The organism is Variovorax endophyticus (assembly GCF_025376855.1).
Lineage (GTDB): Bacteria > Pseudomonadota > Gammaproteobacteria > Burkholderiales > Burkholderiaceae_C > Variovorax.
The window spans coordinates 55,487-69,493 of record NZ_JAHUTH010000003.1; the positions used below are offsets into that span (position 1 = coordinate 55,487).

Annotated in this window: 12 protein-coding genes; 6 read left to right on the forward strand and 6 right to left on the reverse strand. The window is 71.7% G+C overall.

Annotation, left to right across the window (positions count from 1 at the left end; translation table 11 throughout):
• Positions 1-106: 106 nt before the first annotated feature.
• From KV106_RS04960 to KV106_RS04975, 4 genes are all read left to right on the forward strand, one after another.
• Positions 107-2,146: an acyltransferase family protein gene (locus KV106_RS04960; protein ID WP_261206688.1), complete on the forward strand. Its 2,040-nt coding sequence runs from the start codon at positions 107-109 to the stop codon at positions 2,144-2,146.
• A gap of 191 nt (positions 2,147-2,337) precedes the next feature.
• Positions 2,338-2,838, forward strand: a complete 501-nt coding sequence (locus tag KV106_RS04965) for a sigma-70 family RNA polymerase sigma factor (protein WP_057597614.1) — start codon at positions 2,338-2,340, stop codon at positions 2,836-2,838.
• Positions 2,835-3,839, forward strand: a complete 1,005-nt coding sequence (locus tag KV106_RS04970) for a DUF4880 domain-containing protein (protein WP_261206692.1) — start codon at positions 2,835-2,837, stop codon at positions 3,837-3,839. Before KV106_RS04965 ends, KV106_RS04970 begins: the two co-directional genes overlap by 4 nt.
• 2 nt (positions 3,840-3,841) lie before the next feature.
• On the forward strand, positions 3,842-6,220 hold the full coding sequence (locus KV106_RS04975) for a TonB-dependent siderophore receptor (protein WP_261206694.1): 2,379 nt from the start codon (positions 3,842-3,844) through the stop codon (positions 6,218-6,220).
• Between the two features lie 16 nt (positions 6,221-6,236).
• Here the strand turns inward: KV106_RS04975 and KV106_RS04980 are convergent, their stop codons facing one another.
• Both KV106_RS04980 and KV106_RS04985 read right to left on the reverse strand, forming a co-directional pair.
• Entirely contained in the window at positions 6,237-6,755 is a 519-nt protein-coding gene (locus KV106_RS04980) for a YybH family protein (protein ID WP_082322233.1), read from the reverse strand.
• A 148-nt stretch (positions 6,756-6,903) separates the two neighbouring features.
• Positions 6,904-8,097: an MFS transporter gene (locus KV106_RS04985; protein ID WP_261206702.1), complete on the reverse strand. Its 1,194-nt coding sequence runs from the start codon at positions 8,095-8,097 to the stop codon at positions 6,904-6,906.
• A 140-nt stretch (positions 8,098-8,237) separates the two neighbouring features.
• Between KV106_RS04985 and KV106_RS04990 the strand changes: the two genes are divergently transcribed.
• Positions 8,238-9,053 carry an AraC family transcriptional regulator gene (locus KV106_RS04990; RefSeq protein ID WP_261206703.1) on the forward strand — a complete coding sequence of 272 codons (816 nt, stop codon included), beginning with the start codon at positions 8,238-8,240 and terminating at the stop codon, positions 9,051-9,053.
• Between the two features lie 10 nt (positions 9,054-9,063).
• Here the strand turns inward: KV106_RS04990 and KV106_RS04995 are convergent, their stop codons facing one another.
• From KV106_RS04995 to denD, 4 genes are all read right to left on the reverse strand, one after another.
• On the reverse strand, positions 9,064-10,341 hold the full coding sequence (locus KV106_RS04995) for a TRAP transporter large permease (RefSeq protein ID WP_057597666.1): 1,278 nt from the start codon (positions 10,339-10,341) through the stop codon (positions 9,064-9,066).
• Positions 10,338-10,832 carry a TRAP transporter small permease gene (locus KV106_RS05000; RefSeq protein ID WP_057597665.1) on the reverse strand — a complete coding sequence of 165 codons (495 nt, stop codon included), beginning with the start codon at positions 10,830-10,832 and terminating at the stop codon, positions 10,338-10,340. Before KV106_RS05000 ends, KV106_RS04995 begins: the two co-directional genes overlap by 4 nt.
• A gap of 123 nt (positions 10,833-10,955) precedes the next feature.
• A complete protein-coding gene (locus KV106_RS05005; protein WP_057597664.1) occupies positions 10,956-11,927 on the reverse strand; it encodes a TRAP transporter substrate-binding protein in 972 nt (323 codons plus the stop codon).
• Between the two features lie 64 nt (positions 11,928-11,991).
• Positions 11,992-13,011, reverse strand: coding sequence for a D-erythronate dehydrogenase (gene denD / locus KV106_RS05010; protein WP_261206710.1), 1,020 nt, complete (start codon positions 13,009-13,011; stop codon positions 11,992-11,994).
• Positions 13,012-13,098: 87 nt separating this feature from the next.
• On the opposite strand from denD, the gene KV106_RS05015 reads away from it, so the two are divergent.
• Positions 13,099-14,004 carry a LysR family transcriptional regulator gene (locus tag KV106_RS05015; protein ID WP_261206712.1) on the forward strand — a complete coding sequence of 302 codons (906 nt, stop codon included), beginning with the start codon at positions 13,099-13,101 and terminating at the stop codon, positions 14,002-14,004.
• Positions 14,005-14,007: the final 3 nt, after the last annotated feature.

Here is a 14,007-nt window from a genome sequence, read left to right on the forward strand (position 1 = left end):
GAGCGCTGCGGGTTTCGCGCTTCCGTTCGGCAACCCGGCAAGCCCTCGCGACAAGACCGGAACGCGCTCCGGACGGCGCGGGCTGCACCGGATGTTGCCGACCCCGATGAGCACGAGCCCGACCTTTCGCGACCTGCCGATGCGCGCGCCGGCCATTGCGGCGAACACCGCCGCGCGGGCCGAAGCCTATCGCGCCGACATCGACGGCCTGCGCGCCGTCGCGGTGCTCGCGGTGGTGTTTTTCCACGCCTTTCCGCGCGCGGTGCCCGGCGGCTTCATCGGCGTCGATGTCTTCTTCGTGATCTCGGGCTTCCTGATCACCTCGATCCTGCTGCGCGCGCAGGCCGAGGGCCGCTTCAGTTATCGCGACTTCTATGCGCGGCGCGTGCGGCGCATCTTCCCGGCGCTGCTGCTGGTGCTCGCCACGGTGCTGGCCTTCGGCTGGTGGGTGCTGCTCGACGACGAGTTCAGGGCGCTCGGGCGGCAGGCGGGCGGCGGCGCCTTCTTCGTGGCCAATCTGGTCTTCTGGCGCGAGGCCGGCTACTTCGACGCCGCGGCCGAGCTCAAGCCGCTGCTGCACCTGTGGTCACTGGGCATCGAGGAGCAGTTCTACATCCTGTGGCCGGTGCTGATCGCGCTGAGCTGGCGCCGGCGCTGGCCGCTGCTGCGCGTGCTGTGGCTGGTGGCGATCGCCTCCTTCGCGATCAACGTGCTGGGCATCCATTCGCATCGCGGGGCCTCGTTCTATTCGCCGCTGTCGCGCGCCTGGGAACTCGCGGCCGGCGGCATCGTGGCCTGCCTGCAGCTGCGGCCGGGCCACGCGCCGCCCGCGGGCTGGCGTGCCCACCTGCTGTCGCTGGCGGGCGTGGCGCTGATCGCGATCGGCCTGGCAACGGTGCGCGCCGACAAGGCCTTTCCGGGTGGGTGGGCGCTGCTGCCGGTGGCGGGCGCGGCCTGCTGCATCGCGGCCGGCGGCGGCGGCGTGCTGAACCGGCGCCTGCTGTCGAACCGCGTGCTGGTGTGGATCGGCCTGCTGAGCTATCCGCTGTACCTCTGGCACTGGCCGGTGCTGAGCTTCCTGCGCATCGTGCTGCCGCGCGAGCCGCACGAGCTCACGGGTCTGGCCGCCTCGGTGCGCGTGGCGGCGCTGGCCGCGAGCCTGCTGCTGGCCGCCGCGACCCATGGCTGGCTCGAGCGCCGGCTGCGCGCTCGCGCGGGCGGCGCCACCGTGCGCTGGCTTGGCGCCGGCATGGTGCTGGTCGCGCTCGCGGGTTGCGCGGTGCAGGCCGGGCTGCCGGCGCGGCTGGACGGGCCGGCGCTGCAGCGCATGGCCGATGCGGCGGCCGACCGCGACTACCACGACGGACCGACCACCGGCGAACTCGGACCCTTCGTCACCTACCGCATCGGCGAGGGCGCGCACAAGGTGCTGCTGATCGGCGACAGCCACGTGATGCAGTACGCGCCGCGCGCCGCGGCGCTGGCACAGCGCGCGCCCGAGCGCATGGCGAGCTCGTACTTCACGGTGTTCCTGGCCTGCCCGCCGATCCCCGGCGTGTTCGCGCGCCAGGGCATCGAGTGCGGCGCGCGGCGCGACGAAGGGCTGCGCATGGCGCTCGAGGGACCGTTCGAGACGGTGCTGGTCGGCGCCTGCTGGAACTGCTACTTCACCGAGACCCTGGGCCTGCCGATGGGCTTCGACCTGCGCGAGGGCGAGGCCGCCTATCCGATCGAGCGCAGGGAAGGGGAGGCGCGCGCGCTGGCCGCGCTCGAGGGCCTGCTGGCAGCGCTGGTGCAACGCGGCAAGAAGGTCTACCTGCTGCTCGACAACCCGGGCGGCAGTGGGTTCGACCCGGCGCGCATGCTCGAGGGCAGCCGGCTCGGTTCGTTGCGGGTGTCGCGCGAGGTCACGACGCCGCAGCCGCTGTCGCAGGCCGCGCTCAACGACCAGCTGCTGCGCATCGCGGCGGCCAGCGGCGCCAAGGCCATCGACGTCACGCGCCGGATGTGCCGCGGCGGCCGGTGCGATCGCACCCTGCCGGACGGCAGCCCGGCCTTCATCGACGAGCAGCACCTGCGGCCGGCCTTCACGCGCGCGCATGCGGACTGGCTCGACGAGGTGCTGCTGCGCGGCCCGCCGCCCTGAGTCATGCATCCCTGAAGCACATTGTTGCAATCGGGCATTGCGGGTTTTGCGGCGCCGTTCGTCAAACGGGGGATGCGACAGACACCGATGCACCGTTCTCCACCCTTTGCCCCGGGCGCCGGACCGCGCCGCGGGCTCGCCGATAATCGGGCGCCCCGCGGCCGGCGGGGCGCCTTCTTCCCGTGCCAGCCATGACGGATCTCGTCTCCACCCCCAGCGTCGAAACGCTCTACGGCGACCACCATGCGTGGCTGCAGGGCTGGCTGCGCCGCAAGCTCGGCAATGCCTGCGATGCGGCCGACCTGGCGCAGGACACCTTCATGCGCGTGCTCGGCCGGCCGCGCGAGCTCGCCGAACTGCGCGAGCCGCGCGCCTGGCTCACGACCATCGCGCACGGCCTCGCGGTCGACCACGTGCGGCGCAAGACGCTCGAGCGCGCCTGCCTCGACGCCATCGCCCACCTGCCCGAGCCGCAGGCGCCGTCGCCCGAGGCGCAACTGATGCTGGTCGAGGCGCTGGTGCGCATCGACGCCATGCTCGACGGGCTCGCGCCCAAGGCCCGCAGCGCCTTCCTGCTGTCGCGGCTCGAGGGCCTGGGCTACAACGAGATCGCGCGGCAGCTCGGCGTGAGCCTGAGCTCGGTCGAGAAATACATGGCGACTGCGATCCGCCACTGCCTGTCGCTGCGATGAGCGGCCGCGCGGCGCCGGAGGGCGGCGCTCCACCCGAGGTGCTCGACGAGGCCATCGCCTGGGCGGTGCGCCTGGGCTCGGGCAGCGCCGGCGCCGAGGTCCAGGCCGCCTGCGAGGCCTGGCGCGCGGCCGATCCTCTGCACGAGCAGGCCTGGCGGCAGGTGCAGTCGGTCGAGGAGGCCTTCCGCCAGGTGCCGTCGGGCACGGCCTCGCTGGCCCATGGCGCGCTGCAGTCGGCCGCCGGCCTGCAGGCCCGCGGCCGGCGTCGCGCGATCCGGCTGCTGGGGCTGGTCGCGGCCGGCGGCGTGTTCGGCGCCTGGCTGTGGCACGAGGCGCCCTGGCTGCAGCGCACCGAGTACCTCACGGCGATCGGCGAACGCCGCCGCGTCGTGCTGGCCGACGGTACCGAGCTGAGCCTCAACACCGGTTCCGAGGCCGAGGTGCTGTTCTCGCCGCTGCGCCGGCTGATCGTGCTGCGGCGCGGCGAGCTGTTCGTGCGCACCGGCGCCGACGCCGACTCGCTGGTCGGCCGCCGCAGCTTCTGGGTGCATGCGGCGCAGGCCCGCTTCGAGGCCATCGGCACGCGCTTCGGCGTGCGCCAGGCCGGGAGCGAGACACGGCTGTCGATGAGCGAGGGCCAGGTCGCGATCCACGCGGGCGACGCGCCACCCGTGCTCGCGCAGGCCGGCGACCGCTTCGTGGTGCGCGCGAACGGCGCGGCGCCCGAGCGCGCCGCCGAGGCCGGCTTCGAGGCCGATGCCTGGACCGATGGCGCGCTGGTCGCGCGGCAGATGCGGCTCGATGCCTTCGTGGCCGAGCTCGCGCGCTACCGCCAGGCGCCGCTGGCCTGCGATGCCGAAGCCGCGTCGCTGCGCGTGTCGGGCGTGTTCCAGCTCGGCGGCGCCGATCCGGTGGGCCGCGCGCTCGACGCGCTGGTGCGCACCCTGCCCGTGAAGGTGGAGCGCGGCGCCGGTGATGCCCTGACGGTGGTGCGGCGCTGAGCATGCGCGTGCCGATCCGTTCGCGGCGGTTGCCGGCCCGCGAGGGCGTGCTGGCGCTCTGCCTCGGGCTCGCGCTGTGCGGCCAGGCCGCCGCGCAGCCGGCCGACGGCATGGCGCGGGAACACATCGAACTGCCGGCCGGCACGCTCGAGGACGCGCTCAATGCCTTCGCGCGCCGCGCGGGCATCACGCTGTCCTTCGATCCCGCGCTGGTGCGCGGCCGCGCGAGCGCCGCGCGCTCGGTGGCGAGCGCGCCCGCCGAGGGGCTGGCCGCGCTGCTCGCGCCGCATGGCCTGCAGGCGCAGCGCAGCGAGGCCGGCGGCTACCTGGTGCGGCCCGGCACGCCGCAGCCGGCGCAGCAGGCGCAGGAAGGGCAACTCGCCCCCGTGACGGTCGAGGCCGAAGCGGAGCGCGCGGAGGGCCCGGTGAACGGCTACGCGGCCCGGCGCAGCGCCACCGCGAACCGCATCGACACCGCGCTGGCCGAGACGCCGCGCGCGGTCAGCGTGGTGTCGCGCGCGCAGATCGAGGACCAGGGCGCGCAGACCGTGGGCCAGTCGCTGCGCTACACGGCGGGCGTGCTGACCGAGGTCGCGGGCTACGACCCGAGCACCTCGGCGATCACGGTGCGCGGCTTCTCGCCGGCCGAGCTCCTCGACGGCTTCCGGCTCTTCGCCTCGGGCGACTACGCGGGCTGGCAGGTCGAGCCGCAGGGGCTGGAGCGCGTCGAGCTGCTCAAGGGGCCGGGCTCCGCGCTCTACGGTCAGGGCGCGCCCGGCGGCGTGCTCAACCTGGTGTCGAAGCGGCCCACGGCCGACGCGGTGCGCGAGGTGGGCCTGACGCTGGGCAGCCATGCGCGCAGGCAGGGCAGCGTCGACCTCGGCGGCGCGATCGACGAGGACGGGCGCTGGACCTACCGGCTCAACGGCCTGCTGCGCGACAGCGGCGGCCAGACCGACTTCTCGCGCGACGACCGCCAGTTTCTCGCGCCCGCGCTGCGCTGGAAGCCCTCGGCCGACACCAGCCTCACGCTGCTGGCCGACATCACGCGCGACCGCGTCACGCCCAAGAGCTGGTGGCCCGACTACGCGCTCGTCGTGCCCAATCCCCACGGCCGCATCCCGCCGAGCCGCTCGATCGGCGAGCCGGCCATCGACCGCTACGACCGCGACACGGCCTCGCTGGCCTACCTGCTCGAGCACCGCATCGACGCGCGCTGGAGCTTCCACCAGAAGGCCCGCTTGTCGCACTCCGCGCTCGACTATGCGCAGGTGCGCGGCACCGGCTTCGCGGCCGACAGGCGCACGGTGGAGCGCAGCACGCTGCTGTCGCGCTCGCGCGGCCGCGCCATCGCCTTCGACAACAGCATCGAGGGGCGCCTGCGGCACGGCGACTGGTCGCATGTGCTGCAGTTCGGCGCCGACCAGCAGTACTTCCGCGGCAGCGACGAGTTCGGCGCGGTCGCGGCGCCGTCCATCGATGCCTTCTCGCCGGTGTACGGCGCGCCCGTGGACCTGCCGCGCACCAGCGCGAAGACCCGGCGCCTGCGCATCAACGGCTTCTACGTGCAGGACCAGATGCGCTCTGAGCGCTGGACGCTCGACCTCGCGCTGCGCCACGACCGCGGCAGCAGCCGCTACGACGACTACAACACCACGCAGCTGAGTACCCGCAGCCACACCAGCTACAACCTCGGCGTGCTGTACCGCGGTGCCGGCGGCTGGTCGCCCTATCTCAACCAGTCGAGCTCGTTCATGCCGGTACTGGGCGCGGACTTCAACGCGGCGCCGCTGCGCATCGACACGGGCCGGCAGTTCGAGCTCGGCCTCAAGTACCAGCCGCCGGGTACGCGCTCGCTCTACACGGTCTCGGCCTTCGAGCTCACGCGGCGCAGCAGCTTCACCGGCGACCAGCGCAACTACCTCGGCCTCGAGATCGTGCCGGCGGTGGTGCGCGCGCGCGGCCTCGAGTTCGAGGCGCGCCTGGCGCTCGGCGCGCGGCTGCGCGCGCTCGCGAGCTACACCTGGCTGGATGCGCGCGTGCTCGAGAGCATCGACACCGCGCAGGTCGGCAAGCGGCCGCGCCAGTCGGCGCGCCACAGCGCCTCGCTGTGGCTGGACTACCGTTTCGCGGGGGAGGCGCTCGCGGGCTGGAGCCTGGGTGCCGGCGTGCGCTACGTGGGACGCGTGCCCGCGCGCGCGGACAACGCCTTCCACAACCCGGCCTACACGCTGGTCGACGTGGCGTTGCGCCACGACCGCGGACCCTGGAGCTATTCGCTCAATGCCACCAACCTGTTCGACCGTACGTACGTGTCGAACCTCGGCCAGGCCTTCGGGCAGCGGCGCACGCTGCAGGCGCGCGCCGTCTACCGCTGGTGATGCACGGCGGCGGCGTTCAGCCGCCCGCGCTTTCCTTGCGGATCAGCCAGCGGCCGTCGACACGCTGCAACTCGAGCGTCTTGCGGCCGCTTTCCTTGATCTTGTCGGCGGCGTAGCTCTGCTTGAACTTCGCGGTCGCCGTGTTGCCGTTGACGCTGACCACCAGGTTGTCGACCTTCACGCTGATGCTCGACTTGTTGCCGATGCGCTTGCGGCGTTGCTCTTCCCAGGCCTTGTGGCTGGCGCCCTTGGCGGGCTGGAAGTCGCTCGCGTAGCTCGCGAGGTACTTGTCCACGTCCTTCGAGGCCCAGGCGGAGGCCCAGGCGAGCACGGCGGCCTCGACCTCGGCCGGCGCGGCGCTGGCCGCGGCGGGAGCGGGTGCGGCCGGGGCTGCCGCGGGCGCCGCGGCGGAGGCGGCAGCCGCAGGTGCGGGCGCTTTCGCGGGCGCATCGGCCGCGAAGGCCGGTGCCATCGCGGCCAGCGCTGCCGCCGCGAGCACGGCACCTGCGGAGAGACGGGGGAGGAATCGATTCATGCGCGTGTCCTGGTGGTGTTGATGTCGGAACCGGTCGCCGGGGCGATTTTCGATTCTGGCAGTGAAACCCGGCCCGCATGTGTCGGATCGTCCCGTCTGTACGGTGGCCGCAACGACCGGTGCTCGCGCACTCACCGGTTCCCGTGGTTCAGGCGGCGCTCGTGGGGCGCGGCGAGATCGCGGCCGCGTCGGGCGTGCGGTTGCGCATGCGCAGCGACAGCAGCGCCGCCACGCACAGCACGCACAGCACCGCGCTCAAGGTCACGCCCAATCCGCGCGCATCGGACAGCAGGCCGAACAGCGGCGACACCAGGCCGCCCACCGAGAGCGCGAGTCCCAGCGTGATGCCGCTGGCCGTGGCCGGGTTGCGCGGCAGGTAGTCCTGCGCCAGCGTCACCTGCGCCGCGAAGGGCAGGAACATGCACAACCCCAGCAGCGCCGTGCAGGCCAGCGCCCAGGCGGGCGAGGATGCGAGCACCAGCCCGGCCATGGCCGGCACCGCGAGCAGGTAGCCCGCGCGGATCGTGCCCATGCGCCCGATGCGGTCGCCGAGCCAGCCACCCAGCAGGGTGCCCACGGCACCGGCGGCGGTGAAGCCGGTCAGCGCCACCGCGCCCTGGAAGGCCGAGCCGTGCAGGTCGCGCGTGATGCGCAGCGAGAGCATCGACAGCACCGTCACGTAGGGGATCGACCAGCCGACGATGGTGGCCACCAGCAGCGCGAAGGCGCGCCAGTCGTTCGGCGCTCGCTGCACCGCGGCCTGCGCGCGCCGGGCCGCACCGGCTCGCGCCGCGTTCGCCGCGCCCTGGCCGCGGTTGGCCAGCAGCCACACGGCGCCCATCGCCAGCGCCGGCAGACCGAGCAGGTAGCTGCGCGACAGCGCGCCGCCGCCGACCACGGTGGTGGCGAGCACCGGCGCGAACGAGGCGCCGATGGTGCCGCCGACCGAGAACACGCTCATCGCCTTCTGCGAGGCGCCGCCGGCCGCGCGCGCGGCCACGGTGGCGCTCGGGTGATAGGCCGCGATGCCGAGGCCGCACAGCACGGTCGCGAGCCAGGTCCAGAGGTAGTTCGGGCCCAGGCCCGCGAGCACCAGCCCCAGCGCCGCCACCAGGAAGCCCACCGGCACCAGCCAGGGCCGCGGATGGCGGTCGGCATAGAGGCCGAACAGCGGCTGCACCACGCTCGACAGCCCGGTGGCCGCGAGCATCAGCCCGCTCACGGCCGTGTAGCTGTAGCCGCGCTCCAGCACCATCAGCGGCAGCAGCGCGGGCACCAGGCCCTGGTAGAGATCGTTGACGGCGTGGGTGCCGGTGAGAAGCCCGAGGCGGCCCTTGTTCATCGGTGGCCTCCCGGAGTGGCGGGTGGCGGATTGCATGGCATTCGATCAGTCCTTTCGGTGGAACCTCGTGTCGAGGCCGGGCCATGCTAGGAAGCCATGCGAAGATGATCTCGCTACGAATGAACAAGGATCGTCGAGAAATGGACAAACTGCAGCCGCCCGCCGCCTTCGACCTGCGTCCCGAGCACGGCGAGTCGACGCCGCGTGCCGTCGCGGTGCTGGCCACCGATGCCGTGGGCGATTCGGAAATCCCGCCGCACAGCCACCGGCGCGGCCAGCTGATCCATGCGATCTCGGGCGTGATGATCGTGCGCGCCGAGGCCGGCAGCTGGGTGGTGCCGCCGGGGCGCGGCGCCTGGGTGCCGCCCGGCATGGTCCATGGCATCCGCATGGCGGGCGACGTGCGCATGCGCACCGTCTTCGTCGAGCCCGGCACGCGCGCCGGCCTGGGCGCCGACTGCCGCGTGATCGCGGTCGACGCGCTGCTGCGCGAGCTCATCGTGAGCGCGATCGCGCTGCCGCTGGACTACGCGCGCGGCGGGCGCGACGAGCGCGTGATGGAGCTGATCCTCGACGAGATCGAGCGCGCGCCCGCGCTCTCGCTGCACGTGCCGATGCCGCGCCATGCGCGCCTTTCGGCGCTGTGCGAGGAGCTGGTGCGCGATCCCGCGCTGCCGGCCACGCTCGAGGCCTGGGCGAAGCGGCTGCACATGAATGAGCGCACGCTGGCGCGGCTGTTCCAGCGCGAGACCGGCATGAACTTCGGCGCCTGGTGCCGGCAGGCGCGGCTGCTGCTGAGCCTGCCGCGGCTGGCGGCCGGGGCCTCGATCGTCGAGGTGGCGCTGGCGCACGGCTACGAGAGTCCGAGCGCCTACGCCGCGATGTTCCGGCGCACGCTGGGCATGCCGCCGAGCCAGTACCTGCAGGCACCCGGCCCCGCCGAGGGGGCCGGATGAGCGCGCCCGCTCAGCGCGCGTACACGAGGTCGCGCAGCGCGAGCGAGACCCAGGGCACGTAGGTGATCACCATCAGGCAGGCCAGGATCACGAGCACGAAGGGCACCAGGTGCTTCACGATCCGGTCGAGCGAGATGCGCGCCACCGTGCAGGCCGCGAACAGGTTCACGCCGAAGGGCGGGGTGATCATGCCCAGCGCCAGGTTCACCACCATGATCAGGCCGAAGTGCACCGGGTCGATGCCGAAGTGCTGCGCCACCGGCGCGAGGATGGGCGCGAGCACGATGATCGCCGCGCTGGTCTCGATGAACATGCCGATCACGAACAGCGCCGCGTTCACGCCCAGCAGGAACATCGCGGGCGACTGCAGCACTTCCTGCAGCCAGTGGCCGATGGCGTCGGGCACGCCCGCGCGCGTGATCAGGAACGCGAACAGCCCCGCGTTGGCGATGATGAACATGATCACCGCCGAGGACAGCACCGACTTGCGCAGGATCGCGAACAGGTCGGCGAACTTGATCTCGCGGTAGATCACCATGCCCACGATCAGCGCGTAGAAGACCGCCACCGCCGAGGCCTCGGTCGGCGTGAAGATGCCGCCGTAGATGCCGCCGAGGATGATGACGGGCATCAGCAGTGCCCAGCCGGCCTGCCACAGCGCGCGGCCGAAGGGCATGCGGCCCTCGCCGTCGTTCTTGCCCCAGCCCTTCCATTTGCAGTAGACCCACACGAACAGCATGAGCGCGAGGCTGATCAGGATGCCGGGGCCGAAGCCCGCGATGAACAGCTCGCCGATCGACACCTCGGCGCTCACGCCGTACAGGATCATCGGGATCGAGGGCGGGATGATCACGCCGAGCTCGGCGCTGGTGGCCTGCAGCGCGGCCGCGTAGGAGGTCGGGTAGCCGTGCTTGATGAGCGCGGGGATCAGGATGGCGCCGATCGCGAAGGTGGTGGCCACCGAGGAGCCCGAGACCGCCGCGAAGATCATGCAGGTCAGCACGCAGGTCATCGGCAGCCCGCCCTGGATGCCGCCCACGATGCTCTTGGCGAACTCCACCAGTCGGCGCGAGATGCCGCCCGTTTCCATCAGGTTGCCGGCCAGGATGAAGAAGGGGATCGCCGCGAGCGGAAACTTGTTGATCGAGTTGAACATCTCCTTGGCGGAGATCAGCATGTTGGCGTTCGTGACCTGGATGCCCAGGATCGAGGCCAGGCCGATCGAGACGGCCACCGATACCGACAGTGCGAAGCACAGCACCATCGTCGCGATCATGGTCGTGGTCATTGCGCGGTCTCCAGTTCGAGGCGCTTGGGATCGAGGTAGTTGCCCACGATGCCGAACAGCGAGAACACCGCGCCGACCGGCAGCGCCATGTAGGCCCAGATCATCGAGAGGCTCTCGAGCCCGGCCATGCTCTGCACGCGGCCGCGGATCGCGTAGTCCCAGCCCCACCACAGCACGACCAGCATGAGCGCGAGCGCGGCCACGCTCACCACCGCATCGAGGATGCGGCGCGTGCGCGGCGAGCTCCAGCGGTACAGCACGTCGACGCTGACCATGGCGCCCTGGCGGAAGGCCATCGGGATGCCGAGGAAGACCATCCAGATCAGGCTCACGCGGATCAGGATCTCGCTCCACTCTGCGGGCTGCTCGAGCACGAAGCGGGTGACGATCTGGAACATGCCGAGCGAGGCGGCCACCACCAGCATCGCGCAGGCCAGGACCATGGACACCATCGTGGTCCATCGTTCCAGGCCGAGGAACTTGTTTTTCATCAGGAATGTCCCGGGAGGGAAGTCAAAAACAGGAACGCCCGCCGGGCGTCGTGCCTGGCGGGCGCGGCTTCGGCCGGGCGCCGGTCGATGGGTTCGACGGTCACGCGGCGCGGGCCATCGCTCTCACTTGAAGTCGCGGATCTTGTCGAGGTTGGCCTTGCCGAAGTCCTTCTCGAACTGGGCGTTGACCGGCGCGATCGCCGCCACGAACCTGGCCTTGTCGACGTTGTCGATCACCGTCATGCCCTTGGCGCGCAGGTCGGCCACGCCCTTGGCGTCGTCCTCGTCCACGCGCGCGCGGTTGGCCTTGGTGCCTTCCTTGGCGGCATCGATGAAGGCCTGCTTGTCGGCGGCGCTGAGCTTGTCGAACACCGCCTTGTTCATCACGAAGATGCAGGGCGAGTAGACGTGGCCGGTCAGCGTCAGGTGCTTCTGCACCTGGTCGAACTTGGCCGAGATGATCACCGGCAGCGGATTCTCCTGGCCGTCGACCGTGCCCTGCTGGAGCGCGGTGAACACCTCAGGGAAGGCCATGGGCGTGGTGATGATGCCGAAGCCCTTGTAGGCCGCGATGTGCACCGGGTTCTCCATGGTGCGCATCTTCAGGCCCTTGAGGTCCTCGGGCGCCTTCACGTCGCGCTTGCTGTTGGTCATGTGGCGGAAGCCGTTCTCGGCCCACGCGAGCGCCTTGAAGCCCTTGGCGTCGAACTTGGTCAGCAGGTCCTGGCCGATCGGGCCGTCGAGCACCGCGCGCGCATGCGCCTTGTCGCGGAACAGGAAGGGCACGTCGAGGATCTTGGTCTCGGGAACGAAGTTGGGGATCGGGCCGGTGGAGGAGAAGGCCAGCTCCTGCGTGCCCAGCTGCACCGCCTCGATCGACTCGCGCTCGCCGCCGAGCGAGCCGTTGTAGAAGGTCTGGACCTTGTAGCGGCCGCCGGTGCGCTTCTCGACTTCCTTCGCGAAGGTGTCGATCGCCACGCCCTGGTGGGAGTTCTGCGCCACGGAGATACTGATCTTCATGGTCGTCTGCGCGAAAGCCGCGCATGCCATGCCCATGCCCAGCACCAGGCCAGCGGCCAGTCGGGTCAATTTCATTCGGAGTCTCCTGGGATTTATGGGAAGCGGGCGGCGCGGGGTGCGCCATGCCGCAAAGGCATGACTATGCAACAAGCGGTAGCTTCACCGCGTCGGGATTTTCACGGACGTACTCGCGGATCACCGCGTCGAAGCTGTCGTCCGAACCCAGCCCGAGCGCGCGGGCGCGCGGCGTGTCGAAGCGCCCGGGCCAGGACTTCACGATGCGCCGGATCGTCGGCTCGGGCGTGCGGTCGAGCAGCGCGGTCGCGGCCGGGCCGGCCACGCGCTCGAGGGCCGCGGCCATCTCGCCGACGGTCGTGGACAGCGACGGCAGGTTCACGGCGGTGCGCGGACCCCATTCGGCCTCGCTCGCCTCGGCCGCGCGGATCAGCCCCTCGATGGTGCGCGCCGGCGAGGCGACGGCCACCGGCGTCTCGTCGGGCACCGGACAGGCCGCGCGCAGCCCGGCCAGCGGTTCGCGGATCATGCCGCTGAAGAAGCCCGAGGCCGCGCCGTTGGGCTTGCCCGGGCGCACGCTCACCGTCATCAGGCGCACGCTGCGCCCGCGGATGAAGCCCTTGCGCGTGAAGTCGGCCACCAGCTGCTCGCCGATGAACTTCTGGATGCCGTAGCTGGTCTGCGGCGTGGGCAGCGTGCGGTCGTCGATCACCGGCGGCAGCGGCTGCTCGGGCGAATCGCCGAACACCGCGAGCGAGCTCGAGAACACCAGCACCGGCCGGGTGCCGAGCGCGCGCAGGCGTTCGAGCAGGGCGTGGGTGGCGGCGAAGTTGCTGCGCATGCCGAGGTCGAAGTCGGCCTCGCACTCGCCGCTGACCGCGGCCGCGAGGTGGAACACGGCTGCGGCCTCGCGCCAGGGCGTGGCGTCGGCATCGGCGCCGAGCTGGTCGTTGAGGTCGCCGGTCACGAAGGCGACACGCGGGTCGGCCGCGAGGTCGGCCGGCGGCGGCGCGCGGTCGACCAGGGTGATCCTGGCGATGGGGGCGGGGGCCGCGCCCGCGAGCGAGAGGCTGCCTTGCGCGAGCAGCGTGCGGGCGAGGCGGGCGCCCAGAAAGCCGGCGCCGCCGGTGATGACGATCTGCATGTCGGTCCTTGTCTCCTTGTCGAGGGTTCGAGGATAAGCGCGACCGGCGCGACACTCGGGGCCTTCGCCAGTCCGTCGAACCGAACGATGAACCTCCGATTCGTGGAAGCCTTCCACTGGGCCGTGGCCCTCAAGAGCGTGACGCGCGCCGCCGAGAAGCTGCACCTCACGCAGTCCGCGCTGTCCAGCCGCATCGCCGCGCTCGAGCGCGAGCTCGGCACCTTGCTGCTCGACCGCCGCGACAAGCAGTTCCGCCTCACGGTGGCGGGCCAGCGCTTCCATGCCTTCGCGCAGAAGCTGCTCGAGATGCAGATGCACATCAAGGCCGAGATGGGCTCGGGCGCGGTGCGCGAGACGGTGCTGCGCGTGGGCGCGATCGAATCGGTGGTGCACAGCTGGCTGACCGGCTGGCTCAAGCACATGCAGTCCACCTACCCGGACTTCGAGCTCGAGCTCACGGTCGAAACCACGCCGGTGCTGGTCGACCAGCTGCAGCGCGGCAAGCAGGACCTGGTGTTCGCCGCGCTGCCCGCGGTGGGCGACGGCGTGCGCACGCGCGCGGTGCCGCCGATGGCCATGTGCTTCGTCGGCCACCGCGAGCTGCACCAGCGGCGGCGCTACCGCATCGCCGACCTGCTGTCGCTCGACCTGCTGACCTTCCAGCGCGGCTCGCAGCCGCACGTGGCGCTGCTCGAGTTCTTCCGCGAGGCCGGCGGCGCGGCGCCGCGCGTGCATGCGATCTCCTCGATCTCGGCGATGGCGCAGCTGGTGGAGGCGGGCTTCGGCGTGGCCACCTTGCCGCGCGCGGTGGTCGATGGCCTGGCAAGGCGGCTGCCGCTGCGGGTGCTGCCTAGCGAAGGGACGCTGGAGCCATTGCCGATCTATGCGAGTTACCGAGACGACCCGTCTTCGCTGCTGCTGGAGGCCGCCGTGAGTTCCGCCGTGGTGCACGGCTCGCACCGCGCTGGGTCATCGAAAAAATCGATGAGCTGAGCA